We start from the raw sequence: 26,970 nt of genomic DNA, 5'->3' as shown, positions 1-26,970 counted from the left end.
GCCCGGCTTGTAGCGACAACCTTCAATCGAGCGACAATGCTGGATGCGGGACAACCCCTATGTCCGGACATCTCACTTTGCCCGACCGTAGCGACAATCAGCCAAACCACTCACCGCGATCCTCAGACCTCCGCAGACGCCTTGCTTCGGCCCGCAAAGTCAGCACACGCTGATGGATTCGGTGTTCGGTGCCGCGTGGAAATTCCAGCGGTCCGTATCGACCCCGCCGGAGCCGGCGCACCCGGCCCCGTCCGATCTCCCAACGCAACGCGTCCGAGATCGCCTTTGACGCTCGGCCGTTGACGCAAAACCCGTGGTACTCAAGGGCATCGATCAACTCACGGATAGTCGCGGGCCCATGCAGCGCCAGCTGCCAGGTGAGCACGTAGCGCAGCTCCGTTCCTCGTAGGCAAAGTTTCATCGTTGAACCGTGCCATGGGCATCGATCCGTCGCCAGTCAGCGCGCATTCATGCTGTTTGTCGCTCGATTGAAGGTTGTCGCTACAAGCCGGGCAAAGAGGAACATGCTTCGGTAGCGCGGTAAGGGGCAGAGGGGCAGAGGGACAAAGGGGCAACGTGCACCCCGTAGCAATCCCGCGCCCTGGCCCACCGTCACCTGGCGCCACCCGGCTCAACTCAACCGGCTGGCGCCTCCCGACCCCGACCGGCACCCCCGCTCCCGGGGTTATACCTCGAAGCGGTAACCCATCCCGGACTCGGTCAGCAAATGTTTGGGATGCGACGGGTCGTCCTCGAGTTTGCGCCGCAGCTGGGCCAAATAGACTCGCAGGTAATGTGTTTCGGTCGCATAAGCGGGCCCCCACACCTCTCGAAGAAGCTCCTCGCGACCCACCAGCTTGCCCCGGTTGCGAACCAGCATCTCCAGCATGCCCCATTCGGTCGGTGTCAGATGCACCTCCGCACCACCTCTGGTGACCTTCTTTGCGGCCAAATCGACAGTAAATGAGGAGGTTTCGACGACTGGTTGATCCAACTCCGATGCCGCGGCGTTACGGCGCACCGCGGCCCGTAGCCGGGCGAGGAACTCGTCCATCCCAAAGGGTTTCGTCACGTAGTCGTCGGCGCCGGCATCCAGCGCCTCAACCTTGTCGGACGAATCGGTGCGCGCCGACAGCACAATCACGGGTGCGGTGAGCCAACCGCGCAGTCCGGCCAGCACGTCGATCCCGGAGATGTCGGGCAACCCAAGATCGAGGATCACCACATCCGGCGGGTGCTCGGCCGCAGCCCGCAATGCCCCCGCGCCCGTCGACGCGGTGATCACCTCATAGCCGCGCGCAATCAGGTTGATTCGCAACGCACGCAGAATGTGCGGCTCGTCGTCGATCACCAGAACCCGGGTCATTGTTCGGCATCCCGCGCTGGGGCGGCAAGATCCACCACGACAGTGAGCCCGCCGCCCGGGGTATCACTGGCCGCGATCACACCACCCATTGCCTCGACGAATCCCCTCGCCACCGACATCCCAAGGCCCACACCGGTGGTGTTGTCGTGATCCCCAAGTCGCTGAAACGCCCCGAATACCTGTTCCTCGGCGCCGGGCGGGATCCCGGGACCCTCGTCGATCACATTGATCAACACTCGATCACCTACCCGACCCGCATTGACCCGCACCGGACAGTCGGGCGCGTAGCGCAGCGCGTTGTCAATGAGGTTGGCCAGCACCCGCTCCAGCAGCCCGGCATCGGCCACCACCACCTCGTCCGCGACGTCGACCTTGACGCGGTCGATCGCGGATCGGTAGAACCCCGTCGTTCCCTTGCCAATGCTTACCAGCGCGCGTTGCGCCACCTCTTCGAGATACACCCGATGAAGCTCCGGTCGCACTACGCCTGCGGCCAGCCGAGACGAATCAAGCAGATTTCCTACCAGCGCGGTGAGCTGATCGATGGACTCCTCGGTGGTCGCCAACAGCTCTGCGGTATCGGAGGGGGAGAACGCCACATCCCCGGCACGCAGGCTAGAGACCGAGACTTTCGCCGCCGCTAGCGGAGTCCGCAAGTCGTGGCTGACCGCAGAAAGCAGCGACCGGCGCAACTCATCAGCCCGCACGATCGCCTCGGTTCGGCCGGCTTCCTTCGCAAGTTCGCGCTGGCGGATCAAACCGGCCGCTTGGTTGGCCACCGCACCGAGCACTCGACGGTCGCGCGCCGACAACTTCCGTCCTGCCATCAACATCCAGAATTCGTCGTCACCGACCTCGATGGCCGTATCGGCGGAATCCACTGTCGTACAGGGCTGCTTACCCACCGAAGCCACCACACGAACACCGGAGCTGCCCTCCCGGAGCATGGTGACCGCGCGCTGGGAGTATGTCTCGCGCACCCGCTCCAGCAGCGTCTCCAGGTCGGCCCCGCGCAACACCGACCCCGCGAACAACGTCAACAGTTCTGCTTCCTGGGACGCGCGCCGGGCTTCCCGCGCGCGTTTGGTCGCAGCGTCAACAAGAACCGCGACCGCCACCGCGATAAGTAGCAGAACCAACTCGGTCACCGCGTTGTCGGGCTCGGCGATGGTGAAGCTATGCCGAGGGCTGGTCAGAAAGTAGTTCAACAGCAACCCCGACAGCGCCGCTGAAAGTACCGCCGGCGCAACACCTCCCAACAACCCCACCGACAGGACCCCGACAAAGAACAGGGCACTTTCACCGCCGTTGTCCAGGTACGGGTCCAGCACGCCCACGGTCACCGCGCAGATCAGTGATGGCACGATGAACGCCGCCAGCCACGACAGCACCCGCCGTTCCCGTGGTGGCACAACCGAACGTCGATAACGTCGATTGGCTTCCTCATGGGTGACCATGTGTACGTCGATTTTGCCGGAGCGCTCCACGATCGCCGAGCCGATGCCCTCGTCGAACATGCGCGCCCACCGTGACCGACGGGAGGTGCCGATCACCAGCTGGGTTGCGTTGATCTCCCTAGCGAAATCCAGCAGTGCTAGCGGCACATCGTCACCGAGTACGGTGTGCAGCGAGGCGTCGAGACTGTTTGCCAGCTCACGCAGCTTTGCCAGTCGGGCCTCGGACAGACCGGCCAGCCCATCGCCGCGGACTATGTGCACCACCATGAGTTCGGCGCTCGCTTTGGAGGCGATCCGGGATGCCCGTCGCACCAACGTCTCCGACTCCGGTCCACCGGTCACCGCGACGACGACGCGTTCGCGGGCCTCCCAGGTGTCCGTGATCTTGTTCGCGGCGCGATACTTGGCCAGCGCCATGTCGACCTGGTCAGCCAGCCACAGCAACGCCAATTCCCGCAACGCGGTCAGGTTTCCGCGCCGGAAATAATTCGACAGCGCCGCATCGATGCGGTCCGGAGAATATACGTTCCCGTGGGAAAGCCGGCGGCGCAACGCTTCCGGCGTGATGTCGATCAACTCTACCTGTGCGGCCTGCCGCACAACGGAATCGGGAACTGTCTCCTGTTGTTCGATGCCGGTTATCTGGGCGACCACGTCATTGAGGCTTTCCAGGTGCTGGACGTTGACGGTGGAGATCACATCGATGCCGGCGTCGAGCAGCTCTTCGACGTCTTGCCAGCGCTTGGGATTTTTGCAGCCCGGGGTGTTGGTGTGGGCCAATTCGTCGACCAGAACCACCTGCGGGTGGCGCGCAAGCACGGCGGGCACGTCCAGTTCGGCGAAGCTGCCGCCGCGGTAGTCCACATAGCGCGGGGGAACCGCTTCGATGCCGTCAAGCAGCTCAGCGGTTTTCGCGCGCCCGTGAGTCTCCACCACGGCCGCCACCAGGTCGGTGCCGCGTACCAGACGCCGGTGCGCCTCGCCGAGCATCGCGTACGTTTTGCCGACGCCTGGTGCCGCACCGAGGTAGATGCGCAACTCACCACGTTTGCGGCGATCTGCGCAGCTGGGCTCGGTCACCTGAATATCATCCACCTACCAGGTTAATTCGCGACGGGATACCTGCGGTCCAGTTCGAGATTGGTCTGCAGCACATTCACTGTGGGCTCGCCGAACACACCGAAGGTACGCCCCGTTTGGTGCGCCATCACAACCTCGCGAATCTGGTCCGCGCCGACATGCCGTGACCGGGCCACCCTCGGGATCTGCAGATCGGCGTAGGCCGGCGAGATGTCGGGATCCAGTCCGCTGCCGCTGGCGGTGACGGCGTCGGCCGGAACGCGGGGATGCGCGGACGCGACGCCCCGGATTGGCACGATCTGACCATCTGAGTAGTCCTCGCCCACTGCCGCGCACTGCACCCGGACGCCCTCATACAGATCCAGAAACGGTCGCCGAGTCGAAGTGCATGGCTCGTTGACGCTGACCACTCTGACCGGTTGGGTCACGTACCCACGCGCGTCGCGGGGGCCGATCACCGACAACACCGCACCGACACCGCCTCCGGTACAGAACGGACGGGACCCGTCAACACCCTCCAGTTTCGCCACGGCCGCGCTGCGTGAACAAACCAGGGTGAGCAGGCTGGGTCTGAAACTGGATTTGAAACCCGGGTCGGTAGGGCCGATGCCGGCCGGGGTGTCGACGACGCTCTCCGGTCCCAAGTTGCCACCGCCGCTGGCCATCGGGTCATAGCTTCCGGTCGAGGGACGTCCCTGAAAGTACTGGGGGAGTGGGTTACCGGCGGCATCGAGGTACGACTGCCCGAGCAGGCGGCTACCCACCACTTGGCCTCTGGCCTGGACGAGAGACCCCTGCGCATTGCCGTGCAGGCCCGGAATCCAGCCGACCAACCACACCAACAGCGGATACCCCATGCCGAGCACGACGGTGAACACCAGCAGCGCGCGCAGTGCGGCCCAATATCGACGCAGCATGGCTAGGACACTCCCGGAAGTAGCTGAACGCCCAGATCGATCAATTTGATGCCGACGAACGGTGCAGCGAGCCCGCCCAGGCCATACAGATACAGGTTGCGGCTCAACAGTTTCGATGCACGACTCGGCGTATACCGCACCCCGCGCAGCGCCAGCGGGATCAACGCGACGATCACGACGGCGTTGAACACCACCGCCGAAAGGATGGCCGATTGCGGGCTGTGCAGACGCATCACGTTCAGCAGGTCCAGACCGGGGAACAGCACGACGAACATCGCCGGAATGATCGCGAAATACTTGGCGATGTCGTTCGCGATGGAAAATGTGGTCAGCGCGCCCCGGGTGATCAGCAATTGCTTGCCGATCTCCACGATCTCGATCAGCTTGGTCGGGTCGGAGTCCAAGTCGACCATGTTGCCGGCCTCCTTGGCGGCAGCGGTGCCGGTGTTCATCGCCACGCCCACGTCCGCCTGCGCCAGTGCCGGGGCGTCGTTGGTGCCGTCGCCGGTCATCGCGACCAGACGGCCGCCTTCCTGTTCCCGTTCGATCAGCATCAGCTTGTCCTCCGGCGTGGCTTCGGCGAGGAAGTCGTCCACACCGGCTTCATCCGCAATGGCCTTGGCAGTCAACGGATTATCACCGGTCATCATCACCGTGCGAATGCCCATCTGGCGCATCGCGTCGAACCGGGCGCGCATACCCTGTTTCACCACGTCTTTGAGGTGGATGACGCCGAGCACCCGCGCGGTTCCACCCACCGCCTCAGCCACGACCAGCGGGGTCCCGCCGACCGCGGAGATGCCATCCACCATGTGACCGAGTTCGGCGGGGACGGAGCCACCCCTGCCTTGGACCCAGTCGGCGACCGAGCTCGCGGCACCCTTACGCAGCTGGCGTCCATCCACGTCGACCCCTGACATCCTCGTCACCGCAGTGAATTCCACCCAGGAGGCGGTGGCGAGCTCGCCGGGAGTGCGGGCCCGCAACCCGTAGGCCTGTTTGGCGTAGACAACGATGGAGCGGCCCTCCGGGGTCTCGTCGGCCAGGCTGGACAGCTGGGCACTGTCGGCCAGTTCCTCGGCACTGACTCCACCCACCGGAAGGAATTGCGACGCTTCGCGATTGCCCAACGTGATTGTTCCGGTCTTGTCCAGCAGCAGGGTGTTCACGTCACCCGCGGCTTCCACCGCGCGGCCCGACATTGCCAGCACGTTGCGCTGCACCAGCCGGTCCATCCCCGCGATGCCGATCGCCGACAGCAACGCCCCGATTGTGGTGGGAATCAAGCACACCAGCAGCGCCACCAACACGATGCCGCTGATTCCGTCGCCAGTCAGCGCGTTGGTGTCCGCAACCCCGGGGTTGGCGGCTTTGGAGTAGATGGCCAGCGGTTGCAGGGTGGCCACGGCGAAGACGAAGATCAGCGTCAGTGCGGCGAGCAGGATGTTCAGCGCGATTTCGTTGGGCGTCTTCTGTCGATTGGCGCCCTCGACCAGTGCGATCATCCGGTCCACGAAACTCTGGCCGGGCTGTTGGGTGATCTTGACGACGATGCGGTCCGAGAGCACCGTCGTCCCTCCTGTCACCGACGACCGGTCACCGCCGGATTCCCGGATCACCGGCGCCGATTCGCCGGTGATCGCCGATTCATCAACCGAGGCAATGCCTTCCACCACGTCGCCGTCGCCAGGGATCACCTCGCCGGCGGCAACCACCACGAGGTCGCCCTGCTGCAACAGCGGCGCCGCGATGTCTTCGGTCAAGCCCGAGGAGCCCAGCCGGTGTGCAACGGTGTCGGCCTTGGTCTTACGCAGGGTCTCAGCTTGTGCCTTGCCGCGGCCCTCGGCGACGGCTTCGGCGAGATTGGCGAAAACGACTGTGAGCCAGAGCCAGAACACAGTGAGCCAGCTGAACCAGGTTTCTTCCCGGAAGGCCAGCACGGTCGACCAGGTGGCGCCGATCTCGACGATGAACATGACCGGGTTGCGCCAGAGGGTGCGCGGATCGAGTTTGCGCAGCGCATCGGGCAGGGACTGCACCAGCAGTACCGGATCAAGCAGCCCACCGGACCGTCGCATCGGTGTTGCGCGGTCGACGGCTGGGGCGGAATCTACTGTGGCAGTCACGATTCAGTGGATCCCTTCAGCAAGAGGCCCCAGGGCCAGCGCGGGCAGGAACGTCAGCGCAACCAGGATGATCGTCACACCGACCACCAGGCCGACGAATTGTGGCCGGTGGGTGGGCAGCGTGCCGCTGGACGCCGGGGTTACGCCCTGGCGGGCCAGCGAACCGGCCAGCGCGAGCACCAGGATGATCGGCACGAAGCGGCCCAGCAGCATTGCCAAGCCCAATGCGGTGTTGAACCAGACGGTGTCGGCCGTCAAGCCGGCAAATGCCGACCCGTTGTTGTTGGCCGCCGAGCTGAATGCGTACAGCACCTCGGAAAGTCCGTGCGGCCCGGTGTTGGCCATGCCGGCCCGCTCACCGGGCAGCGCCATGGCGGTGGCCGTGCCGACCAGTACGAGGAGCGGGGTGATCAGGAAATAGCTTGCGGCGAACTTCATTTCGCGGGGAGTGATCTTTTTGCCGAGGTATTCCGGTGTCCGGCCCACCATCAAGCCGGCAACGAACACCGTGATGACGGCCAGGATCAGGATTCCGTACAACCCGGAGCCCACGCCCCCGGGAGCCACCTCGCCCAGTTGCATGTTGAACATCGTCATCATGCCGCCCAGGCTGGTGTAGGAATCGTGTGCCGAGTCGACGGCGCCGGTGGACGTCAACGTGGTGGCGTCGGCGAAAATCGCGGAATCGGCTACGCCCAGCCGCTGTTCGACTCCCTCCGCGGCGGCGCCTACGGCGGTAGGGACGGTGCCGTGATGCTGCAATTGAAACAGCATCATCGCAGTGACGCTGACCGCGGCGATGACGCTGACGACGGCGGTGATCGCGTAACCCTGCTTCTTGCTGCCCACCATGCGGCCGAAGGTGCGGGGCAGCGAGAAGCCGATGACCAGTATCAAAAAGATCTGCACCCAGTTGGTCCAGGCCGTCGGGTTCTCGAACGGATGCGCCGAGTTGGCGTTGTAGAACCCACCGCCGTTGGTGCCCAACAGTTTGATGGCCTCCTGGCTGGCCACCGGACCGCCGGGAATGGTCTGCGGTGTTCCGACCAGCGGGTGCACAATCTGGTCGTTGAGGTGGAAGTTCTGTACGACGCCGCCGGTGAGCAGCACGATCGCGCCCAGCAGCGAGATCGGTAGCAGGACGCGCAGCGTGCCGCGGGTCAGGTCGACCCAGAAGTTGCCGAGTTCGCTGGTGCGCTGACGCGCGAACCCACGCACCAGGGTGACGGCGACGGACATCCCGACCGCGGCCGAGAGAAAGTTCTGCACCGCCAGTCCGCTCATTTGGACCAGATGTCCCTGTGTGGTTTCGCCGGCATAGGCCTGCCAGTTCGTGTTGGTGACGAAGCTGACTGCGGTGTTCCAGGCCAGCGACGGTGTCATCGGTGTGGCCGGATCACGCAGGCGCAGTGGCAGTTTGCCCTGTACAAGTTGTAAACCGAACAGAAAGACGATGCTTACCGCCGAAAAGGTCAGCACACTTCGGGCGTACGCGGCCCAGGTCTGTTCCGCCTTCGGATCGGCACCGACCAGCCGATAGACCAAGCGCTCAGCGCGCGAGTCCTTTTCGGCTGTGTAGACCCGGTACATGTAGTCGCCCAGTGGAATATGCGCAGCGGCCAGGGCGGCAACCAACACGGCGAGAAAGATCATGGCCGCAGCGGTTTCACCCATCAGAACTTCTCCGGGTTCAGCAGCGCCGCGATCAGCAATAGCGCGACGAGGATGGCCAGTACCAGACCAATGCCGTTGGCGGCGCTCATATTTTCAGCTTCAGCAGCGCGCTGAGTGCGGCGAATACCACCACCGTCAGCATCAGGTAGGCCAGCACGGAAACCATTGCAGATGCTCCCACTCCCAAAGCCGTCGCGGGCCCCCGGATGAGGGCCAGATCGAAGGCTAGGCGTGACCGGAGTGGAGTGGCCGCTGCCTTGACGGTTTCTTTACAGCCTCCGCCGTGACTTTTACGCCCCGACGAGTGCGCTCGTCAGTGGGCAGTCAGCCGGCCTCGACAGGTGCCTCGATCATCGGCAGATGCACACGAAAGACCGTGAGGCCGTTGGCTGATTCGGCAGCGACCGAACCGTTGTGAGCTTTGACGATCGAGCTGACGATGGCCAGGCCCAGGCCGTGTCCGGATCCATTGGAGCGCGCTTTGTCGGCGCGTACGAACCGCTCGAAAAGGTGGGGCAGCACGTCGGGTTCGATGTCGGGTCCGTCGTCGGCGACCGTCAACTCCACATACGGTGCCTGCGCGCCGTCGCGATGGCAGGTGATGCCCGTGGTCACGGTGACGCCCGGCGGAGTGTGCACACAGGCGTTGGTGAGCAGATTGCTGAGCAGTTGGTGCAGCCGGGCGTGGTCACCGTTTACCCACACCGGCTCGTCCGGCAGTTCCTTGACCCAACGGTGCGTCGGCGCGGCCACCGCGGCGTCGTTCACCGCGTTGGCCACCAGATCGGTGAGCTCGAGGTCCTCAGTCTGCAGATCCTCGCCTTCACCCAAACGGGAAAGCAACAGGAGTTCGTCGACCAACGAAGCCATCCGACGGCCCTCCGACTCGATGCGCGCAAGGGCATATTCGGTGGTCGGCGGCAGGTCCGAGCTGTCCTGGCGGGTCAGTTCGGCATAACCCTGGATGGCCGCCAGCGGCGTGCGCAACTCGTGGCTGGCATCGGTGATGAATTGGCGCATCCTCAAGTCGGATTCGACCCGGTGCGCCAACGCGCTGTCGACGTTATCGAGCAGGCGGTTCAATGTGTGTCCGACGATCCCGACCTCGTTATCGGGGTCGGTGTCCTCGGGCCGGACACGGACACTGATCTGATGGTCGTCGCCCGCCAGCGGCATCGCCGCGACCTCCGCCGCGGTCGCGGCAACCCGGCTCAACGGACGCAGCGCATAACCCACCACCCATGCCGTCAGGACGGCCGTGATCACCAGGGCGGTAGCCACCAGCACGACGGTGGTGAGTTGTTTGCGGGAGATGATGTGGTCGGCGATGCTGAGCGAAACTCCGACGACGAGGCGGTCGGATCCGACGGTCCGGCTTTCCACCTGATGGGGGCCGAGGGTGCCCAGGTTTTCGATACGGGACCCACCGTCGGACCATGCCTGCGCCTCGATGGTGCGCACGACGTCCGGAGGCGCGGCGCGAGGTTCGTCTTCGGAGAAGACGGCCGAGGCCACCACTTTGCCGTCACGGAGGACCGCGATGAGATTGCCCGGAGTTTGTCCGGTGAACTCCAGCAGTGCCTGGGAGATCGGCGGAATCCCGGTGTGCACCGAGGTGTGCTCCCCGTTGCGGTACCTGGCGTAGGAGTGACTGAACGCGTGCATGGATTCGGTGACTTCGGCGTCGTTCATCGCCGTGACATAGCCGCGCAGGCTCAGCACAGAGACGGCGCCCACCGCCACCAGGACGAGCGTCACCACCGTCAATACGCCCAACATCAGTTGCTTACGGAGCGAACGGGGGAACCAGCGGGGAATGTTGCGATCCCCCGACATTCAAGAACTCATTCCGGTGGTCGGAGCATGTATCCAATCCCGCGGACAGTATGGATCATCGGCTCTCGGTCGGCGTCGATCTTCTTCCTGAGATAGGAAATGTAGAGATCGACGATGCTGGTTCGGCCGGCGAAATCGTAGTTCCACACCCGGTCGAGGATCTCGGTGCGGCTCAGCGCCCGGCGCGGATTGCGCATCAAGAACCGCAACAGCTCGAACTCGGTCGATGACAGCGATATCGGAGTGCCACCACGGCTGACCTCGCGACTGGCGGCGTCGAGCTTGAGGTCGCCGACCTTGAGGGATTCGTCCGCGGGCGGAGCGAGATGGCTGGACCGGCGCAGCAACCCGCGCAGCCGGGCGACCAGTTCCTCGAGACTGAACGGTTTGGTCATGTAGTCGTCGGCGCCGGCGGTCAGGCCGGTAACCCGGTCCATCACCGAATCGCGGGCGGTGAGGAACAGGGTGGGTGTGTAGGTCTCGGATTCCCGGACTCGCTGCAGAATCTGTAGTCCGTCGACGTCGGGCAGCATGATGTCCAGGACGAGCACGTCGGGGTTGATCTGCTCGAACTTGGCTATGGCCTCGCGCCCGTTGTGGGCGGTCTCGACATCCCAGCCCTCGTAGTGCAGCGCCATCTTGACCAGATTGGTCAGGGCGGGCTCGTCGTCGACCAGCAACACTCGGATCGGGGAACCATCGGCCCGGTTGATCCGGGGGAGTTGCCCCAGAATTGCCTGACGCGGACGTTGGCTGCGCGCGTATCCCTGCATTGCCGTCATATTCGAGGATTCTTTCAACCACACATATGGTTGTCACTGTGTTCATAGACTTCTCAAATCTACTCGCACCTGCGTTTCGCTGCCGGATCGCTTGAGGCATGCGCTGGATATGGCGCGGTGGCAGAGCGCGGTAATACGCGACATGTCTCGCGGCGGCGGACACGGTTGACGAGCAACGATTTTCGTCGTGTTGAACCGTGCCGAGCGAAACGATCGAACCGACGGGCGAATTCGGGCCGGGTTTGCTGGCCCGCTAGCCGAGCAGAATCGCCGAACGAGGGCTCCGCGACACCATTACCGTCGCGCCACAACGTAATTAACGGAGCCGTATATTCATCGCACCCACTCCATCGCCGGCGATACCGCATTTGCCCGGGGTGCCCGACCGCCGCCGTGACCGCACGGTTGGGGCGGTCAGATCCCGTTCATCGAGCGACAGCTGGCAAACAACAATGCCCCGTGTCGCAGCGGTGTGAGACCCAGCTGAAATCCAACCGGTTTAGGCGGTACGTGTCCTTGTTAGACGACGACCTGCTTGGGCATGACGGTCGGCTTGAACCCGTACCGAGGCCCGGCGTAGGCGCCGGCCCCCTTCGCGGCGGAAGCCATACCCGGCATGCCGGCCATGACGCCCGGCGCCGCACCTTCGCCGGGAACGGTCCAGCCGCTGCCCGCCAACGCCGTTCCAGCCGCCGCTTCCGCCGCCGGGGCGGCGCTGGCCCAGCTGGACGGCACCGACAGGCTGCCGACCAGGCCCGCCTCGCCCAGAGCGGCAGCCGCACCCACCGATTCGACCTCGCCGGCAAGGCCTGCGGCGGCACCCGCCGCGGCCGCAGCCGGACCGGCGGCAGCGGCCTCCGCGGCCGCGGCGATGTTGGCATCGATGGTGTGCGCGGCGAAGATGCCATTGGGGATGGCGGCGAACATGAACCAGGATGCCGTGACACCGACCTGCTGGATGCCGTTGAAGATCAGCGGCGTGCCGAGGAACCCATCGACAGCGGTCAGTAATTCTTGCACCGGAACCGGCAAGGCGTTGAACAAGCCGGTACCGATGGACGAGGTGCCCAGGCTCAGATTGCCCAGCTCCGATTGCAGACCGGTGACGATGTCACCCAAAGACGCTGCGGGTCCAACCGCCTGAGCAGCGGATACAGCGGCAGCTTGGGCGCCCGCGCCACCCGGGTTCGTGGTCTGTGTGGCCGGCGTCAGTGGATCAAGAACAGCGGCGGTTGTTGCCGCGGCCTGATAAGTGGTCATTGCGATGACGTCTTGAACCCACATCTCGGCGTACTGGGCCTCGGTCGCCATGATCGCGGGAGTGTTGATACCCAGGAAATTGGTCGCTACCAGCGCTGCGAGCAACGCGCGATTCGCGGCGATCACCGGCGGCGGAACGGTTGCCGTGAATGCCGCCTCGTATGCCGCGGCCGAGGCCGAAGCTTGGATGCCGGCTTGCTCGGCCGCTGCCGCGGTGCTGCTCAGCCACGCGACGTAAGGCTGGGCAGCGGCTGCCGCGGCGGCCGAACCCGCACCGGTCCATTGTTCGGTGGTCAGCGAGGTGATGATCGACTCGTACTGGGCCGCGGTGGTGCTCAGTTCGGCGGCCAGGTTGTTCCACGCAGTCGCGGCGGCCATCAACGGCCCGGCGCCCGCACCCGTGTACATGAGTCCGGAGTTGATCTCGGGCGGGAAAGCGGCAAAAGACATTTCTCTTAGTTCCTTTGGCTTCGGGTTGGCTTGATTGGCTTGCGGTGGCTGGGCGGCTTGGACGGGGCTAGACGGTCGCCGCCTTCGGCATGACGATGGGCTTGACGCCGTAGCGGGGCGCACCGAACCCGGCGCTGTTGCGTGCGGCCGACGCCACCCCGGGCATGCCGGGATAGAACCCGCCGGTCGCCGCGGCCGGCGCCGCAGCGGTCCAGCCGGTGCCGGATAGCGCACTAGGAGCGGTACTGGAGACCAGGGTGGCCCCCGTGGCCCAGCTCGGCGGCGCGGACATCGAGCCGATCAGGGTCGACGTGCCCAGCGCCGCTGCGACGGGTCCGCCGCCCGTGGCGCCGACCGCGCTGACCGCCGACGCGCCTTCGGCTGCGGTCGCAGCCTCAGCCGCCGTGGCAAGTTCTTCGGGAACGCCGTAACCCTCTGGCATCAAGCCACCGCTGGTCAGACCGAGCATGTTCGAGGAGGCCGAAGCAAAGTTGCCGATTTCGTAGCTGCCGATGTTGGCCATGTTGCCCGACAGGCTGAAAGGCTGTCCGCCGGAGCTGTAGAGGGGGCCGCCGAGGAGTATCTCCACCTGGGTGAGGAAGTCGGTGACCGGAGAAGCTGCGCCGGGCGCCGTGGCTGCCGCCGACGCACCATCGGCCAAGGTTGCCGCGGCCGCGTTCGCCGACTCCGACGCCTCGTAAGTACCACTGCTCAGTCCGAGGGTCTGCACAAACTGCTCTTGGATCGCCTGAGCCTCGGCGGCAAGCTGCTGATACAGCGCCCCGTAGGCGGTGAAGATGCCCGACTGGATGATCGAGACCTGGTCTGCCGCGGCCGGCGCGATGGCGGTCGTCGGAGCTGCAGCACCGGCATTCTCTGCCGCCAGCGCGCTGCCGATAGCTCCCAGCTGCGCTGCCGCAGCGGCCAGTTCTTGCGGCACTGCTGTCAAAAATGACATTTATTGCTCCTTCACTGGAAGGTGCCGACCCCTCCCCGGGTCGGCCCTGTGTGTTTGCTTAACGGCCTCTGTGCGTTGTCGTAACGCTAACCAGCCATGGCTCCACAGTCGCGGCGGAAAGCCGCAGGATGACCGACGTTTACGGCGTCTTAACGGTCGAGCGGGCAGTTTTAACAAGCTCTTGGCGCGCGATACGGCCATGTCATCTGACCCCCGGCGCGAGCGCACCCCATCTGTGCGCGGCGCGCGATCCTACACATCCGGCGGCAACCGCGCACGCTAGCGTCGTAGGCGCATCACCGTTCCACGACCCGCCGGGCACAGGCTAGATTCAGACGCCGCTGGCCCCCATAGCCCAATTGGCAGAGGCAGCGGACTTAAAATCCGCACAGTGTCGGTTCGAGTCCGACTGGGGGCACCGATAACAGCTGGTGAACGGGTTATAGGGGTGAACTGACCCGCTAGCGGCCCGCCTCGTCGCGGCATCGTCGCGGCGCGTGGCGGAACCTCGGCACAAGCCGACCGGGTGTAGCTAACATCGGCAGGGTATTGAGACGCTTGTCGTATGACTGTCGCCGTTCCTGCGTATTCCGACCTGCTATGGCCGACGCTCCAAGCCGCGATTGCGCTCGGTGGTTCCGCCTCGATTGCTGAGTTGGACGCCGCTGTTATAGAGAGAGAGCAGCTCACGCCCGAGCAGCAGAGCGTCTTATTGAGCGGCGGGCGGCAAGCTCTAGTCCAGAACAGATTGGCGTGGGCGCGGACCTATCTGAAGGGGATGGGCCTCCTGACCAACAGCACGCGTGGCGTCTGGTCGGTCACGCCGGAGGGGCAGAATGCAAGCCGACAGAGCATCGAGCCGTTGCGCGCCGAGTTCGCAGCGGACCGCAAGCAGGCGAGCAAGAGGGGTCAGAAGCGGATTGGAGACGACGGATCCGACGTCGGTAGTGAGCTTGACAAGGTCGAGGCTGAAGCTGAGGAGAAGTGGAAGGACGAATTGCTGAGAACGCTCCTCGCCCTTTCGCCGGTCGCTTTCGAACGGCTTGCCCAGCGTCTGTTGCGAGAATCCGGCTTTACGAGCGCGAAAGTCACTGGTCGATCGGGCGACGGCGGCATTGACGGTCTCGGCGTCTACCAGATGAACTTGCTGACGTTTCCGGTCTTTTTTCAATGCAAGCGATACAAAGGCAGTGTTGGGTCGGGAGCTGTCAGAGACTTCCGAGGCGCGATGGCGGGGAGGGGCGACAAAGGCCTGTTGATAACCACAGGCAACTTCACTAGCGATGCCCGAGCGGAGGCGAAGCGTGATGGTGCTCCTCACGTTGACCTCATAGATGGTGACCGGCTGTGCGACTTGTTGAAGGACAATGCCATCGGTGTCGTGACGACGGAGCGTGTCGTGGAGGACGTGAGGATAGAAACGGACTTTTTTGCCTCACTTGAGCCGAAGGCATTCTGAGAGTGGCACCTAGCGACATTGAAGAAAGCGATGTTCTCGCGGCCATCGCCGAGTACGACAAACTTGGGCAGGCCGAGTTCCTGAAACGGTACAACTTTGGCAAGTCATCGAAATTTCGGCTTGTCTATGACGGCAAGTTCTACGACTCCAAGGCGATCGCGGGCGTCGCCCACGGCTTTGCGACCAATGATTACTGGACGACTGAGCGACCGTTCGGAGGCACGGGGCCGGGCGGTGCCGTGACAATCCTTGAGGATCTCGGATTTTTCATCGACCGGGGCGAACTGCTGTTTCCCCTCACGCAGCTGCGGATTGACCAGACTCACGGTAAGCCTGCGCCGTACCAATACGTCGTACTCCTCTGGGCAATCGCACGAGCACGGAGGCATGAACAACGCCTTAAACCCTTTAACGACGTTCGCGATGAACTCGCGCTGCTGCTTGCGCCGTTCGCTATTGCGACGACCGCGCCTGACCCCGCGATGCCCTGGGCTGCCCTGGGCAACTCGCCCGTGTGGGAGTGTCCTAAGCCTGGGCCGGGAGCCATTAGTGACTCCGATGTCAGGAGACTGAACCTTCTCGGGGGTCTATCCGAGCAGGTGCACTGGCGGTCGGCGGAGGATGATGCGTTCGCTACCGCCGCGATACAAATTCTCGCGCGGAGGATACGTTCAGGGGGAGCACAACTTGCGGTGACGCCCCTACTGGATCGGCTGGGATTGTCTGTGTCGCAGCCGGGTACGAGTTCGCCAAGTTCTCCGGAGGTCCTTGAGACGTTCGCTGCCGTCGAGACCGTAAGCCATCCGAGACGGAAGTTCGGCGGTCAGCGTTTCACCGCAGCAGAGATCAAGGCCATTGAGCTGCGCGCAGTTCAGCTGACTCGGGAGCACTTCGAGAATGCACTGGGATACACAACCGAAGACGTTGGCGCCACACAGTCTTACGATGTGCACGCAATGAAGGGTGACGAGATCGTCAAGATCGAAGTGAAGGGTACTACTACGGCGGGCGAAGCTGTCGTCCTGACGCGGAACGAAGTCAAGCTCCATCTTGCGGAACACCCCAACAATGCGTTCGCCCTGGTAAGGAACATCGTTCTCGACCGCAGCACTGATCCGCCATCTGCGACTTGTGGCGAGCTGGAATTAGTCATGCCGTGGGAGCTCGATTTATCACGGCTCGAACCAATTGCGTACACATATCGCATTTCCTAAGCAAAATCGGCCTAAGACAGTAACGCCGCCGATGACCGTGCCGACCCTGACTGTCTCTAGCCGATATGCTCGCCGGGGTAGCCGCGCGGCGGGTCACCTGCCGTCGGTCTAGTCTGCCTAACTTGCACGCTGAGGTCGTGGCTACGAGTGAAATCCACCGGTGGGCACGTCGCTCGGTACCTACCGCCCTGGCTCGGCGGCGCGTTGTCCTTGCCGGGCGGCACGAGTCCAGGTCCCCAGGAAAACTCGGACGGGTCGTCGGGTGTCCTGTCTTTCCAGAAGCCCAGGCGCTGGCGAAATGATGCAGTTGTCATGTTCGCCTACGTCTTGATCGTCGGCGGCGTGTAGCTGCCGTTGGTGGTTATCTGCATAACGACGGCGGCGCTTCGATGTCGAACGCCGACGCCGAACCCGCGCGCGTAGAAGCTGTCTTGGAGCGGGTACGGTCCGCGACCCGGAATATGACGCAGCCCTTGGTATGCGGGGTTGACGTGCTGCCGGAAGCCGACTGGATTCATGTCTGAATCGAGCCCGCCTGTCGCAGCCACGATGACGTAACCGGCCGGCACGTAGTGGGATTCGATGAGCCAGGCGTCGCCGTAGCTGCCTAGAACTTGGAGGCCGTTAAAGTCGGCGGGCGGAACCGCGCCGACGAGATGCTCAGTGGAGAAGTACGCCGGAGCGGCCTGAGACGGCACAAAATCCCACTTAGGCGTCGATGCTCCGCCATAGTCCACGCCTGCCCGCCAGAAGGTCATGTCTTCGACCTGGTTGGGGTGGGAGAGGATGATGAGTCGGCCGCCTTGGCTGCCGAATCTGCCGTAGCCGTGTTCGGTGACGTGGTGGATCATGTCTTCGATGTCCGCGGAGTCGATGGTCGTCGAGCCGCTGGTGAGGTAGTGGGTGTGGTTGCCATTGAATGTCTGTCCGAGGTGTTCGGGCGGGACCATACCGTCAGCGCTCCACAATCCGTAGCACTTGTGCTGCCATTCATTGAAAGATTGTGCGGGGTCGAGCAACCGGCGCAGGATCGTGCCGGTTACGAGCCGGTTGTCTGCTTCAAAGATGCGTGTGACTTGCGCGGTGACCTGCTCGGCGGTAGCAGCTCTCAGCCACCTCCAGGTGGCCCGCAAGCTCTTGTCGTAGTCACGGAAGTTGTAGCCGAGGTGGAGATAATCGGCGGGCTCGCGTAAGGAGGTCGGCACGCCGAATTCGGTCGCCAATTCGAAAGATTCGCCGGCCATGCTTTGAGGGATGATGTCTGCCACGGCGGTTGTGGGGTAACTCAGGAGGCGAACCACCGCCGATCTGTGCTGGTTGTAGAGCGCCAGAGCGGTGCCGATTTCATCCCAGATCTTGTTCAGGTCAACGCCATCCGCTGTCTCATTCACGAGCACATCGCCGGAAGTGCTGAAGCCCTTTGTATTTGCCATTTCGTCTCTCGCTGCCTTATCGAAAACGCTATTACGGCGAGCGTACCGCGAATCCGCCCGGCGCGGCCGAATAACGTTTATCTGCAACGGTATTAGACTACTAAGAGACGGAATAGGACGAGCGTATAACGGCCTAGGGCGGGTAGAATCGAGCTATCGGCGAAAGGCTAAAAGGTAATGGCTAGAGCACAATCCGTGGTGCGTGTCGTGCCGCCACCGGAATGGTTGAGCTTGTCGCATGTGCCAGACAAGAACCTTGCGCAGGCCGTCGAGTGGTATCGACAACTCGGGGTCGATATCACCGAACGCTGGCTGAAGTCAGTTACGGACCGCAACGAACTGATCTGTCGGATTATCGGCGGACGGCGAATGTACAGCACCGAAGATCTGTGGCGATTCATCGTCACCCGCCCTAGCCGCACGGCCGGGGCGGCCCGCTACAACCAACAGAAAGGCAACGCGACACAATGAGCACCAACGAATACGACCTGAGAACGAAGTACGGTATGGATCTGCCGCCGCAGGCCGACAACCCGCATGTGCAAGCAATCCAGGTAGTCGAACGCACCAGAGCGTTGGTAACCCGCGAGACAAGCCCCACCGCATGGCGTTTCGACCCCAATTGGAATCCCGCTATGTGGGAACTCGCGAACCGAACCACGCGCAATATGCGCCAACGGTTTCGTGACCGAATCGCGGCTGCGGCGGACGGCGACACGTTCCTTTACTACCCCTGCATCCCAGACCTCTATGTCTATGCCGATGCGATGGAACGCTTTTCGTACATGATAACGACCCGCGTTCCGCTACCCGACGCTGTTGGGCGGTGCGGCTGTGACGTGCGACTTGCACCCGGTGGGTGCCGTGGACGTGCTGTATACCTGCCGCTTGAGCAGGGCCAGTTCATCGTAATTTTCAGCATCTGCAACGCCTGTGATTCCTGGTCAAAGCAGACCGCCGAGACCAACTTCAAGCTGGGTGTAATCGCTGCCCAAGCACAGCTGCCAACCGGTGCTCGGATCGACCCCGGCTCGCCGGTCCGTCCGACGCTTTAGGAGACCGCCGTCCGGGCCGCTCATCGCGACGGAGACGTGATGCGGCGCGCGACGAGAGGGATCGGGCGGGTCCGTCGCGGCAGCCCGGCGTGAAGGTGGGGGCGGGCGCAGTTCTCCTGTAGACTGCCAGGGTCGAACCCGCACGACGGCGGGGTAGATGTTCGGCTCATAACCAAAGGTCGAAGTGCCCTTCACGGCTAGCCGCGGCTGGCCCAAGAGCGTACGTCGAAGGCGTGGATCCTCGAAGACAAGAGGACATGTCTTCGAAGTGCGCTCTTTTTGTTTTTTGGCGTTAACAACGATATTGAAAGGAACTGCAATGATGATTGAACCTAGGACCGCCTACGTCTTGAAGGACGGAAGCATTTGTTTGGCGACGCTCGCCGACGGGTTCGAATTGGATCCACCGTGGGCTTACTCTGACAACCAACGCATGACGCTGGGCATGACTCGGTTCCAGATCGTTGTTGACGACTCTTTGAGCGATGCAGAGATCGGTCAGCGTATACGAGCGGCGCTTTTTGGAATCGAGCGAAAGACGCTTCTGGATATCCAGGCATATAGCCCCGCCAGCTAGGTCTGGAAGCGGCGTGACCCGTTCTGCCCCTGCCGCTTTCGAATCGCCGTACTCGGCGCGTCGGCGGCGGTTCGGGTAACCTATAGGTACCGGCCTCGCGAGAGGTCGGGATGACAACTGATTGATCGAAGGCAACGCAGAAGCTGCCAAGGGAGAGCTTGGCGGCAGGCTGTGGACCTGCGGGACTGCGCTGAACACCCATGAAACCTGGCGCGCGTCAATGACATTTGGCGTGTAGGCCAGGATTTTTCATTTGGGAAGGAATAGCAGCGTGGACCCGAACCCTGACGATGTCGCAAACCTGAACCAGGAGGCGGCATTTCAGAAGTTGCGTGAGTGGGGATACCCCGTAACCCGTCGCACGATCAAATATGCAGTCCTGAGGCGTGAGCTCGAGCCAAGTCGATTCGGCAACGGTAATTACTTCAGCATCAACGATCTGCGGCGCTGGGTCGAATCGCGACGCCAAACAGGCGTCTACCGGCTGCCTGAGGATGCGCCGCGGTGAAGCTGCCGCCACAAATCACCTATCGTGACTTGGCGCCCCTATATTTGCGAGCAGGCTACCCGGCGCCCATCCCGTTACCACAATGTCAAAAAGGTCCACCGCCAACCGGTTTCACCGGAAGAAACAACACGGCACCGCCGTCCGCTGAACAAATCAACGAGTGGATTCGGAAACGCGGCGACGACGGCATCGGGTTTGTGCTTCAGGACGGCTGGTTGCTGATCGACGCATTTCACACCCGGAACCATCGCGAAAACCATCAAATCGGCAAGAACAGGAGCAAGTAATGGGCAGCGCAGAAGTCTACTCGGAGGGCTGGTGGGCGGATCACGACAACGAAAACCGTTGCGTCGCACACAGTTCTAGAACGGGTGATCAGTGTCTGAAGGCGGCCATCCGTGGCGGGACCGTGTGTCGGTTTCACGGCGGCGCGGCCGGTCACGTGAAACGGAAGGCCAAGGAACGTCTTGAGCTTGCCGCCGACCGTATGGCCCGCGAGCTGCTCGGCATGGCGACCGGTGCTGAGTCAGAAGCGGTGAAGCTGAACGCGATTCGCGACGCCTTGGACCGCGCGGGTCTCGGCGCGAAATCCGAGGTGTCCGTGGAGCTCAGACCTTGGGAACAGCTCATGGGCAACATCGCTGGCGTGGCAACGATATCTCGCGCGGAGCACCTCGCTCGAAACGGCGCGTACGTAATCGACGCCGAGGTCGTCGAGCCCGCCGACGAGAGCGACCCCGCGCGCGACCCCGAGCGGACCGGGAACGAGATGCGGGACGCCGAGACGGGCGACGTACCCGGCGGCGAGATGCCGCCTGCGAGCGGCGGGCTGATGACGTTGGAGGACGCCGCCGAGGCCCGCCGACAAGCGCGGAAACGCAGTCGCTGACAGAAGTAAAAGACCAGTTCAACTGCAGATAGGAGTTTGCTGTTGGCGTAGAATTTGAGGCGAAAGGCGGAACCGACCGGTTGCGCCTCAAGCTAGGAGAGACGACATGGAAACGAAGCTGTTCTTCGGCTACTCGCGCTGCTCAACCGACGAGCAGGCCGACAGCCGCAACGGGCTGGAAGCGCAGCGGTCGGCCATCGACGCCGAGGCGGCGCGGCGCGGCTGGACAGTCGAGCACCACGCCGATGAGGGGGCCAGCGGCAAGTGCATCAACGCCAACCTTCAGGAGGCGTTGCAGCTGCTCGCCTCAGGCCAGGGCGACGGACTGATCGTGGCGAAGCTCGACCGCCTGGCGCGGTCAATCGTCCATGCCGCCAACATAATTGACGCAGCGCAAGCGCAGGGCTGGTCGCTGGTCGTGCTCGACATCAACCTGGATCTGTCGACCGCAGCAGGTCGCATGATGGCGCGGACGGTGGTCAACTTCGCCGAGTACGAGCGCGAACTCATCAGCGAGCGCACGAAGGCAGGGCTCGCCGCCAAGAAGGCGCGCGGCGAGCGCATCGGTCGACCACGGCTCGCGACCGCTGGCGTCGTGCGGCGCATCGTACTCGACCGCAATGCCGGTCTGAGCTTCGGCCGCATCGCACGCGCCTTGGAGGCCGAGGCGATCCTCAGTCCCGCTGGCCGGCCTACATGGCAGGTGTCCACTGTTCGACGCATCTATCAAAGTGCAACGGCTTCAATTGATTTGGAGGCGGCCTCGTGAGACGCGCTACGCCGAGACAGGGGTATAGGGGCATTTCATTGGGTTGCCCTCTCCGCGTAGCGTGTACAAATTTTCCATCAGAAGTTAGCAAGGAGCGACGTCCACATGGCCTATGTACGAGCCCATGAGACCAAGCAGAAGCGCAACGGTAAGCCAATCAAGACATATGCGGTCGTCTGGCGGGAGCCGGTGCGCGATGACTTCGGCCTGCCTACGGGGCAGTTGCGTGCGCGGCGCGAAACATACCCGACGCGTGAAGTCGCCGAGGCTCGCCGCGACGAGCTGAACGCCGCCCGCCACGCGACCGGCACCAGCGCGCTAGCCGAGCAGCGCAAGGCGGGGGAGCTACCGTTTGGGTTCTACGCGCGGGCCTGGCTCGACGCGCAGGCGTTGAAGGTGGCACAGGGAAAGCTCAAGCAGCGCACGGTGGATGAGTACGACCGGCTCCTGTGTTGTTATGTGCTTGACGACCTTGGCGGTACCGCCGTCGCGGCAATTAGCCCAGCCCGCTGCGAGGTTCTGCTGACCGCCTTGGTTCGGCAGGCGTCGCGCCAGGGTGATCGCAAGCCACTGACGCCGGGCACCGTGAAGCACGTTTGGGACGTTCTGCGGCGGGTGCTGCGGTATGCCGTTCACCACGGCGCGATAGCTGCGAACCCGACGGATCGCGTTGACTTCTCAGCGAGCCGCGCGACCGGCGACCACGCCCAGTTCGAGCACCACCCGCTGACCGCAGAGCAGGTTGGCCGGCTGTCGTCGGCGATTCGTGGCGATGTGACCGGGCTGCCCGCCTACCCGGCGTACGCGCTCATGGTTGAGTTCATGGCCTACACCGGGCTGCGCGCTGCTGAGGTCAGCGGCTTGGAGGTCGGTGACCTTGTATTCGAGCCGGGGCCGCGGTGCGCGGTGAACGTGCGCCGTACCAAGAATCGCAAGAACGGCCAGTGGGTTACTGGCACGCTCAAGAGCAAGAGGTCCCGCCGTACGGTCCCCCTACCGCCCTGGCTTGCGGAGCGGATGGCCAACTACCTTTCGGGCGACCACCCGCGCGCGAATGAGCCAACAGCACCGCTGTGGCCCTCACGCAACAATGGCGGCGGTTACCGCGCGAAAGGCAAGCGGTACGCGGTGCAGCTGGACTGGTCGCAGCCGCTAGCGATGGGGACGTTCTACGACACCATCGTTAAGCCCGCCCTAGAGGCCGTAGGGCTACCAGCGAGCCGCCCCGCGACGGCGACTGCCTCTGCGACCCGAGGCGTGCGTCTCCACGATCTCCGCCATACATTCGCCGTCCTGCAGCTGTCGGCGGGTGTCCACTTCATGCAAGTAGCAAAATGGCTTGGGCACAGCACATACACGCTGACACTCGACACCTACGGCGACTACATCCCCGAACTGGACGGCGGGCCGGTTAACACGCTGCCTGCACCGGATTCCAATTTTAACAACATCGTGCGCATGCGGCTTCTGACGAGCTGATCCGAGATTTGGCATACGCTTACGCAACCGTCCAAATCGAGTCAAGAGCGAGTTCTGCAAGTGCCTGGGATCGCTCCGCTATGTCTTCGTTCGACGGCTGGAAAGTTGCGTCACGCTGCAGCCAATCGGTCAGCACTGGGTCCCTTGGGAACCCTGAACTCGCGAGGTGTGGCATTTTTGCGGCGAACGGTGCGTTACCAGAGCCCGAATTCGTGATTTGGCTTAAAAGAGCGAGATTGCCGATCGAGTACACGGGATCGTCGAACGAGTCACTTGCGGCGCTCTGGGGCACGATGTGCTCGATGGTCCAGCTGGAACTATCTTGTGCCGGTGGGAGATTGCCGAGGCGTTTTGCAGTCGTGATCAACACGTATCGGATGAGGCTGGTAGATCCACGGGCTCGCTGAGCGGCCGTGAGTGTCAACTGCGGAGCGTAGGCCAATTTCAAGAACGCGGTCTGCACTAGCGAACGAGCTGGCAAGCTCCCCTGAAGGCGCGCGATGAAGTCATCGATTGCGAGGGATACGCCCTGCTTAGTTCCTGCGTCCGCGAGTATCACAGAGAACCGGTTATATCGGCCGCGTGTGCCGCCGGTCGAGCCACTATTCGCCATTGCAGTGAATTGAAAGTGGAAATTTTCGATGGCTGCCATCGATCGTTTGAGTTGCTTTTCGCTTATGAGCAGAGTTTCATTATACTTTCGGATTAACGCAATCACCGCCGAATTTGCAACCGAAACATTGAAAACCTGCAGGGCTCGGATGGAGTCCTGAACCTCCGGTATGGCGAGTGCTTGCCGGCTTCCGGCCTTTTTCTTAGGAAAGCCGAGTTGAGATCCTTCCAAATGCCGAAAGATGGCCGAATCGGTCTCGACTTCATCAAGATAATCTTTATGTTGCAAGTTCCCTTTAGAAACCATGCCTTTGAGTTTTTTGTATAGTTCTGGCTCTTTCACCGCATCTCTGCGCGAGTTCCAAGATTGCCAGATGAACCGGTTAATCGAATCTGGGTTATCTCCATACGAGGTAACGTCATCCACGACCCTCTGCCAGCGAGCTGCCACGGCATCTCGGTCTGCCGGATCTTGCGACAGGCCGCGCACCAACATGTTCTTCACCAAGTCCGCCAGCCGCAGATCAGCGCCTCGGGTATTCAGCGTCTCGAAGATTAGGAATGCGTCTTCCTCAGAACTTAGCTCAACCTGGATGACGCGGGCTTGAAGTATATTGCTACGCAGACTTTTCAAGCGATTTATTTGCGACTGTGCATCCTTACAGACTGAAATTTCTGCGGCCACTCTAGATTCAAAGAAGGCTCTAGCTTGGCCCACAAGTTTTGCACTTGTGCTCCAATTTGCACCCGATGGAATGGACCCCGGTTTTTGAACCACCTCCCAAAATTGCGCCTCTGGCCGCTTGATGATGGCGTATTCCTTAGAATCATCATCTTTGGCAATCAAATATTTCTGGGTGGTGGCTTTCTGTTCCGTCAAAGTAGACTTCAGCTCTTCATCTTTGCTGAATATATTGCTCTTGTAGATCACTTCAAAAAAGTCTCGGATGACCGAGAGTGCCACGGCGCTTGTTGTCAAGCGTTGTTGTCCATCGATTAGAGAATATGTGTTGTTGAATAAATCTCGTTGCTCGCTTATCCAAGTAACAGTCGTCCCGAAGAAGAAGTCGCCTTTGGCAAGGACTACATCGTTCCAATAATCATCTAGCTGGTCGTCGACCCAACTATAGGGTCGTTGGAAGTTTGGTACCTCATAGAGGCAATCAAGGAAGCATTGCTGAATTGTCTTGGTCTTTGACGCAATCTCCAACGCCGCGCCTTTCGTTGTGTGAGCTGAGGCAGGCTGAGGCAGATCATACCGAGTGGGAGAACCAGCCATTCCGGCGATGCGTTCGAACGGAGCTAACACCGCCGCGCAAAGCTCGTCGCGGCGCGAACGCGGCGACCGAGGGTGAATCTACGGGGGATTGGGGCCGTACCGGAGCCGTACCGGTAACGCTCAGAAGCGCCGTCTTGCAGTCGATTTGCCCGTTTCGGCGAACTGTTTCCCGAGGTCGTGAGAACCCGGACCGGAGTACTTAAAATCCGCCAAGTGTCGGTTCGAGTCCGACTGGGGGCACTGGATTGACGTGCAGGCGAGGGCGCATACCGACCACCAATGAAGCGTCCAACTCCGTGGTTTCAGGCCCGCCCCCGGTCGGCGGTGCCGATCGAGCCGAACAGCGGACAGCCGCCCAGGCCCGACAAACTTCAATCCCGTTGCGCAACGAGATCGTCAATGTCACTGCCTATTGGTGCCGCCCACGCCATCGCCGGTGAGTTCCCAGCAGGTGTGGTGGGTCGACTCGGTGGACTGTCCAGGTGCCCCCGGTTGCGCATGCCCCCTGGCTCCCGCCACGCCTACCAACAGGGTTCTCCGGTGAGATCGGCCGGGATATGGCAGCGCCAACTCCAGAGCAGGGACCACCCAGCCACCCGACTCAGCCAGACTCGAGTGTGGGTCCAGGCCGGGACGGAAGGCAACGACACTTCACCACACCGCTCGAGTCTTGCCATCGGCAGATCGTAGAGAGGACGCTGCCTGCCAACCCGGAACTAATACATTCGGACATGTGTCAATGGACGATGTAACGCAGCCCGATTGGGACATTCCCCGACCGGTGGCGACCTGCCGGCATCTTCTAGAGGCTGCGCGGTTGCAGGGGATCGATGCGGCAGACTGCCTTGCGGGTACCGGCGTCACGCTGGCCGATATCGATGACAAAGCGACCGAGGTCCAAGCAGGCCAGGAACTGGCTATTCTGCGTAACATCCTGGGCCGTGTAAAGGATCCGCACGAGTTCGCACGTGACGTCGGTTTGCAGTACAACTTCGCCAACACCGGTGTGCTTGGCTACGCGCTGCTGGCGAGTCCGACCGTGGGTGACGCGGTCAACATAGGCTGCCGGTACGCAACGTTGTCGTCGACGTTTCTGCGGCTGACCCGGCACGACACCCCCGAAGGCGCTGTGCTTGAGTTCGATGACAGTGCTGTGCCGGCCGACGTCCGTAGCTTCATGTTGCAACGGGATCTGTTCGCGCTGACCAGCATGGTCCCGCTGCTGATCGGCCAGCTTCACTCCGATGCGCTGATCAAGGTTGAGCTGCCCGGTATTGAATTCCCTGAGGAACGGCTCGAGTTCCCCACGATGACAATAGAACTCGACCTGTCGGCGGCACGCAGCGCGATCACCATCCCGTTCGAAGTACTCGCGCTTCCTATGCCGGCGGCCGACCCCGCTGCGGCTGAGGCGTGTGCCCAACAGTGCGAAGAGCTCTTACAGGCGCGCCGTCGGCGTCGCGGAATTGCCGCACAGGTACGCTCCCGGCTGGTCCGGAATCCTGGCGTGCTGCCGTCGATGGCGGTGATCGCCGACGACATGTGCATCACCGAGCGCACGCTGCATCGCCGTCTCGCTGCCGAACACACCAGCTACCGCGCATTGGCCGACGAGGTGCGGATGACCCTTGCAGTGGCCATGCTCGAATCAGGCCTCACCGTGGGAGAGACCGCACGGCAATTGGGCTATTCGGAGACTGCCGCATTCAGTCGCGCGTTCATCCGGTGGGTCGGCAATCCGCCTAGCAAACATCAGGTTCGCAGACCCAGATGACCAGCTGTCCGAAAAC

The 26,970-nt window shown here is 62.7% G+C and carries 24 protein-coding genes and 1 tRNA gene; 12 read left to right on the top strand and 13 right to left on the bottom strand.

What is annotated here, in order from left to right:
* Positions 1 to 97: 97 nt before the first annotated feature.
* The 11 genes from A5636_RS27070 to A5636_RS04920 all read right to left on the bottom strand — a co-directional run bounded on the left by A5636_RS27070 (position 98) and on the right by A5636_RS04920 (position 13,906).
* Positions 98 to 421 carry a hypothetical protein gene (locus A5636_RS27070; protein WP_065156726.1) on the bottom strand — a complete coding sequence of 108 codons (324 nt, stop codon included), beginning with the start codon at positions 419 to 421 and terminating at the stop codon, positions 98 to 100.
* 264 nt (positions 422 to 685) lie between these two features.
* Complete coding sequence (locus A5636_RS04965; RefSeq protein ID WP_065157596.1) at positions 686 to 1,366, bottom strand: response regulator; 681 nt, start codon at positions 1,364 to 1,366, stop codon at positions 686 to 688.
* Positions 1,363 to 3,903, bottom strand: coding sequence for a sensor histidine kinase (locus A5636_RS04960; RefSeq protein WP_065157600.1), 2,541 nt, complete (start codon positions 3,901 to 3,903; stop codon positions 1,363 to 1,365). Before A5636_RS04960 ends, A5636_RS04965 begins: the two co-directional genes overlap by 4 nt.
* Before the next feature lie 23 nt (positions 3,904 to 3,926).
* On the bottom strand, positions 3,927 to 4,820 hold the full coding sequence (locus A5636_RS04955; RefSeq protein ID WP_065157595.1) for a potassium-transporting ATPase subunit C: 894 nt from the start codon (positions 4,818 to 4,820) through the stop codon (positions 3,927 to 3,929).
* Positions 4,821 to 4,822: 2 nt separating this feature from the next.
* Positions 4,823 to 6,898: a potassium-transporting ATPase subunit KdpB gene (kdpB, locus tag A5636_RS04950; protein WP_081287609.1), complete on the bottom strand. Its 2,076-nt coding sequence runs from the start codon at positions 6,896 to 6,898 to the stop codon at positions 4,823 to 4,825.
* A gap of 51 nt (positions 6,899 to 6,949) precedes the next feature.
* Positions 6,950 to 8,620 (bottom strand): potassium-transporting ATPase subunit KdpA, encoded by a 1,671-nt coding sequence (kdpA, locus tag A5636_RS04945; protein ID WP_065157593.1) that lies wholly within the window; start codon positions 8,618 to 8,620, stop codon positions 6,950 to 6,952.
* Positions 8,620 to 8,709, bottom strand: coding sequence for a potassium-transporting ATPase subunit F (locus A5636_RS04940; RefSeq protein WP_065157592.1), 90 nt, complete (start codon positions 8,707 to 8,709; stop codon positions 8,620 to 8,622). Before A5636_RS04940 ends, kdpA begins: the two co-directional genes overlap by 1 nt.
* A 235-nt stretch (positions 8,710 to 8,944) precedes the next feature.
* The gene (locus A5636_RS04935; protein ID WP_065157591.1) at positions 8,945 to 10,456 is read right to left on the bottom strand and encodes a sensor histidine kinase; all 1,512 of its coding nucleotides are present in this window, start codon (positions 10,454 to 10,456) and stop codon (positions 8,945 to 8,947) included.
* An 8-nt stretch (positions 10,457 to 10,464) separates the two neighbouring features.
* On the bottom strand, positions 10,465 to 11,238 hold the full coding sequence (locus A5636_RS04930) for a response regulator transcription factor (RefSeq protein ID WP_065157590.1): 774 nt from the start codon (positions 11,236 to 11,238) through the stop codon (positions 10,465 to 10,467).
* Between the two features lie 519 nt (positions 11,239 to 11,757).
* Positions 11,758 to 12,948 (bottom strand): PPE family protein, encoded by a 1,191-nt coding sequence (locus tag A5636_RS04925; protein ID WP_065157589.1) that lies wholly within the window; start codon positions 12,946 to 12,948, stop codon positions 11,758 to 11,760.
* Between the two features lie 67 nt (positions 12,949 to 13,015).
* On the bottom strand, positions 13,016 to 13,906 hold the full coding sequence (locus A5636_RS04920) for a PPE family protein, SVP subgroup (RefSeq protein WP_065157588.1): 891 nt from the start codon (positions 13,904 to 13,906) through the stop codon (positions 13,016 to 13,018).
* A gap of 344 nt (positions 13,907 to 14,250) precedes the next feature.
* On the opposite strand from A5636_RS04920, the gene A5636_RS04915 reads away from it, so the two are divergent.
* From A5636_RS04915 to A5636_RS04905, 3 genes are all read left to right on the top strand, one after another.
* Positions 14,251 to 14,324: transfer RNA gene (locus A5636_RS04915), tRNA-Leu, on the top strand.
* 147 nt (positions 14,325 to 14,471) lie between these two features.
* Complete coding sequence (locus tag A5636_RS04910) at positions 14,472 to 15,365, top strand: restriction endonuclease (protein WP_065157587.1); 894 nt, start codon at positions 14,472 to 14,474, stop codon at positions 15,363 to 15,365.
* 2 nt (positions 15,366 to 15,367) lie between these two features.
* Positions 15,368 to 16,579 carry a protein NO VEIN domain-containing protein gene (locus tag A5636_RS04905; protein WP_065157586.1) on the top strand — a complete coding sequence of 404 codons (1,212 nt, stop codon included), beginning with the start codon at positions 15,368 to 15,370 and terminating at the stop codon, positions 16,577 to 16,579.
* A gap of 320 nt (positions 16,580 to 16,899) precedes the next feature.
* On the opposite strand, the gene A5636_RS04900 is transcribed toward A5636_RS04905, so the two are convergent.
* Positions 16,900 to 18,099, bottom strand: a complete 1,200-nt coding sequence (locus A5636_RS04900; protein ID WP_253900499.1) for a hypothetical protein — start codon at positions 18,097 to 18,099, stop codon at positions 16,900 to 16,902.
* 90 nt (positions 18,100 to 18,189) lie between these two features.
* Here A5636_RS04900 and A5636_RS04895 point away from each other — a divergent pair, with 90 nt between their 5' ends.
* The 8 genes from A5636_RS04895 to A5636_RS04860 all read left to right on the top strand — a co-directional run bounded on the left by A5636_RS04895 (position 18,190) and on the right by A5636_RS04860 (position 23,289).
* The gene (locus A5636_RS04895; protein WP_155763597.1) at positions 18,190 to 18,483 is read left to right on the top strand and encodes a hypothetical protein; all 294 of its coding nucleotides are present in this window, start codon (positions 18,190 to 18,192) and stop codon (positions 18,481 to 18,483) included.
* Entirely contained in the window at positions 18,480 to 19,067 is a 588-nt protein-coding gene (locus tag A5636_RS04890) for a hypothetical protein (protein WP_065157583.1), read from the top strand. Before A5636_RS04895 ends, A5636_RS04890 begins: the two co-directional genes overlap by 4 nt.
* Positions 19,068 to 19,386: 319 nt before the next feature.
* Complete coding sequence (locus A5636_RS04885; RefSeq protein WP_065157582.1) at positions 19,387 to 19,644, top strand: hypothetical protein; 258 nt, start codon at positions 19,387 to 19,389, stop codon at positions 19,642 to 19,644.
* A gap of 271 nt (positions 19,645 to 19,915) precedes the next feature.
* Positions 19,916 to 20,152, top strand: coding sequence for a hypothetical protein (locus A5636_RS04880; RefSeq protein ID WP_155763596.1), 237 nt, complete (start codon positions 19,916 to 19,918; stop codon positions 20,150 to 20,152).
* A complete protein-coding gene (locus tag A5636_RS04875; protein ID WP_065157581.1) occupies positions 20,149 to 20,439 on the top strand; it encodes a hypothetical protein in 291 nt (96 codons plus the stop codon). Before A5636_RS04880 ends, A5636_RS04875 begins: the two co-directional genes overlap by 4 nt.
* Complete coding sequence (locus A5636_RS04870; protein WP_065157580.1) at positions 20,439 to 21,041, top strand: hypothetical protein; 603 nt, start codon at positions 20,439 to 20,441, stop codon at positions 21,039 to 21,041. The genes A5636_RS04875 and A5636_RS04870 overlap by 1 nt, the downstream gene beginning before the upstream one ends.
* Before the next feature lie 106 nt (positions 21,042 to 21,147).
* A complete protein-coding gene (locus A5636_RS04865; RefSeq protein WP_065157579.1) occupies positions 21,148 to 21,810 on the top strand; it encodes a recombinase family protein in 663 nt (220 codons plus the stop codon).
* A 105-nt stretch (positions 21,811 to 21,915) separates the two neighbouring features.
* Entirely contained in the window at positions 21,916 to 23,289 is a 1,374-nt protein-coding gene (locus tag A5636_RS04860; protein WP_065157578.1) for a tyrosine-type recombinase/integrase, read from the top strand.
* A gap of 19 nt (positions 23,290 to 23,308) precedes the next feature.
* On the opposite strand, the gene A5636_RS04855 is transcribed toward A5636_RS04860, so the two are convergent.
* Positions 23,309 to 25,111 carry a DUF262 domain-containing protein gene (locus tag A5636_RS04855; RefSeq protein ID WP_065157598.1) on the bottom strand — a complete coding sequence of 601 codons (1,803 nt, stop codon included), beginning with the start codon at positions 25,109 to 25,111 and terminating at the stop codon, positions 23,309 to 23,311.
* Between the two features lie 808 nt (positions 25,112 to 25,919).
* Here A5636_RS04855 and A5636_RS04850 point away from each other — a divergent pair.
* Complete coding sequence (locus A5636_RS04850; protein ID WP_065157577.1) at positions 25,920 to 26,954, top strand: AraC family transcriptional regulator; 1,035 nt, start codon at positions 25,920 to 25,922, stop codon at positions 26,952 to 26,954.
* Positions 26,955 to 26,970: the final 16 nt, after the last annotated feature.

The sequence above is a fragment of the Mycobacterium asiaticum genome, assembly GCF_001673315.1.
In the GTDB taxonomy this organism is placed as follows: domain Bacteria; phylum Actinomycetota; class Actinomycetes; order Mycobacteriales; family Mycobacteriaceae; genus Mycobacterium; species Mycobacterium asiaticum_B.
This window is presented reverse-complemented; position numbering and strand designations above follow the sequence as displayed.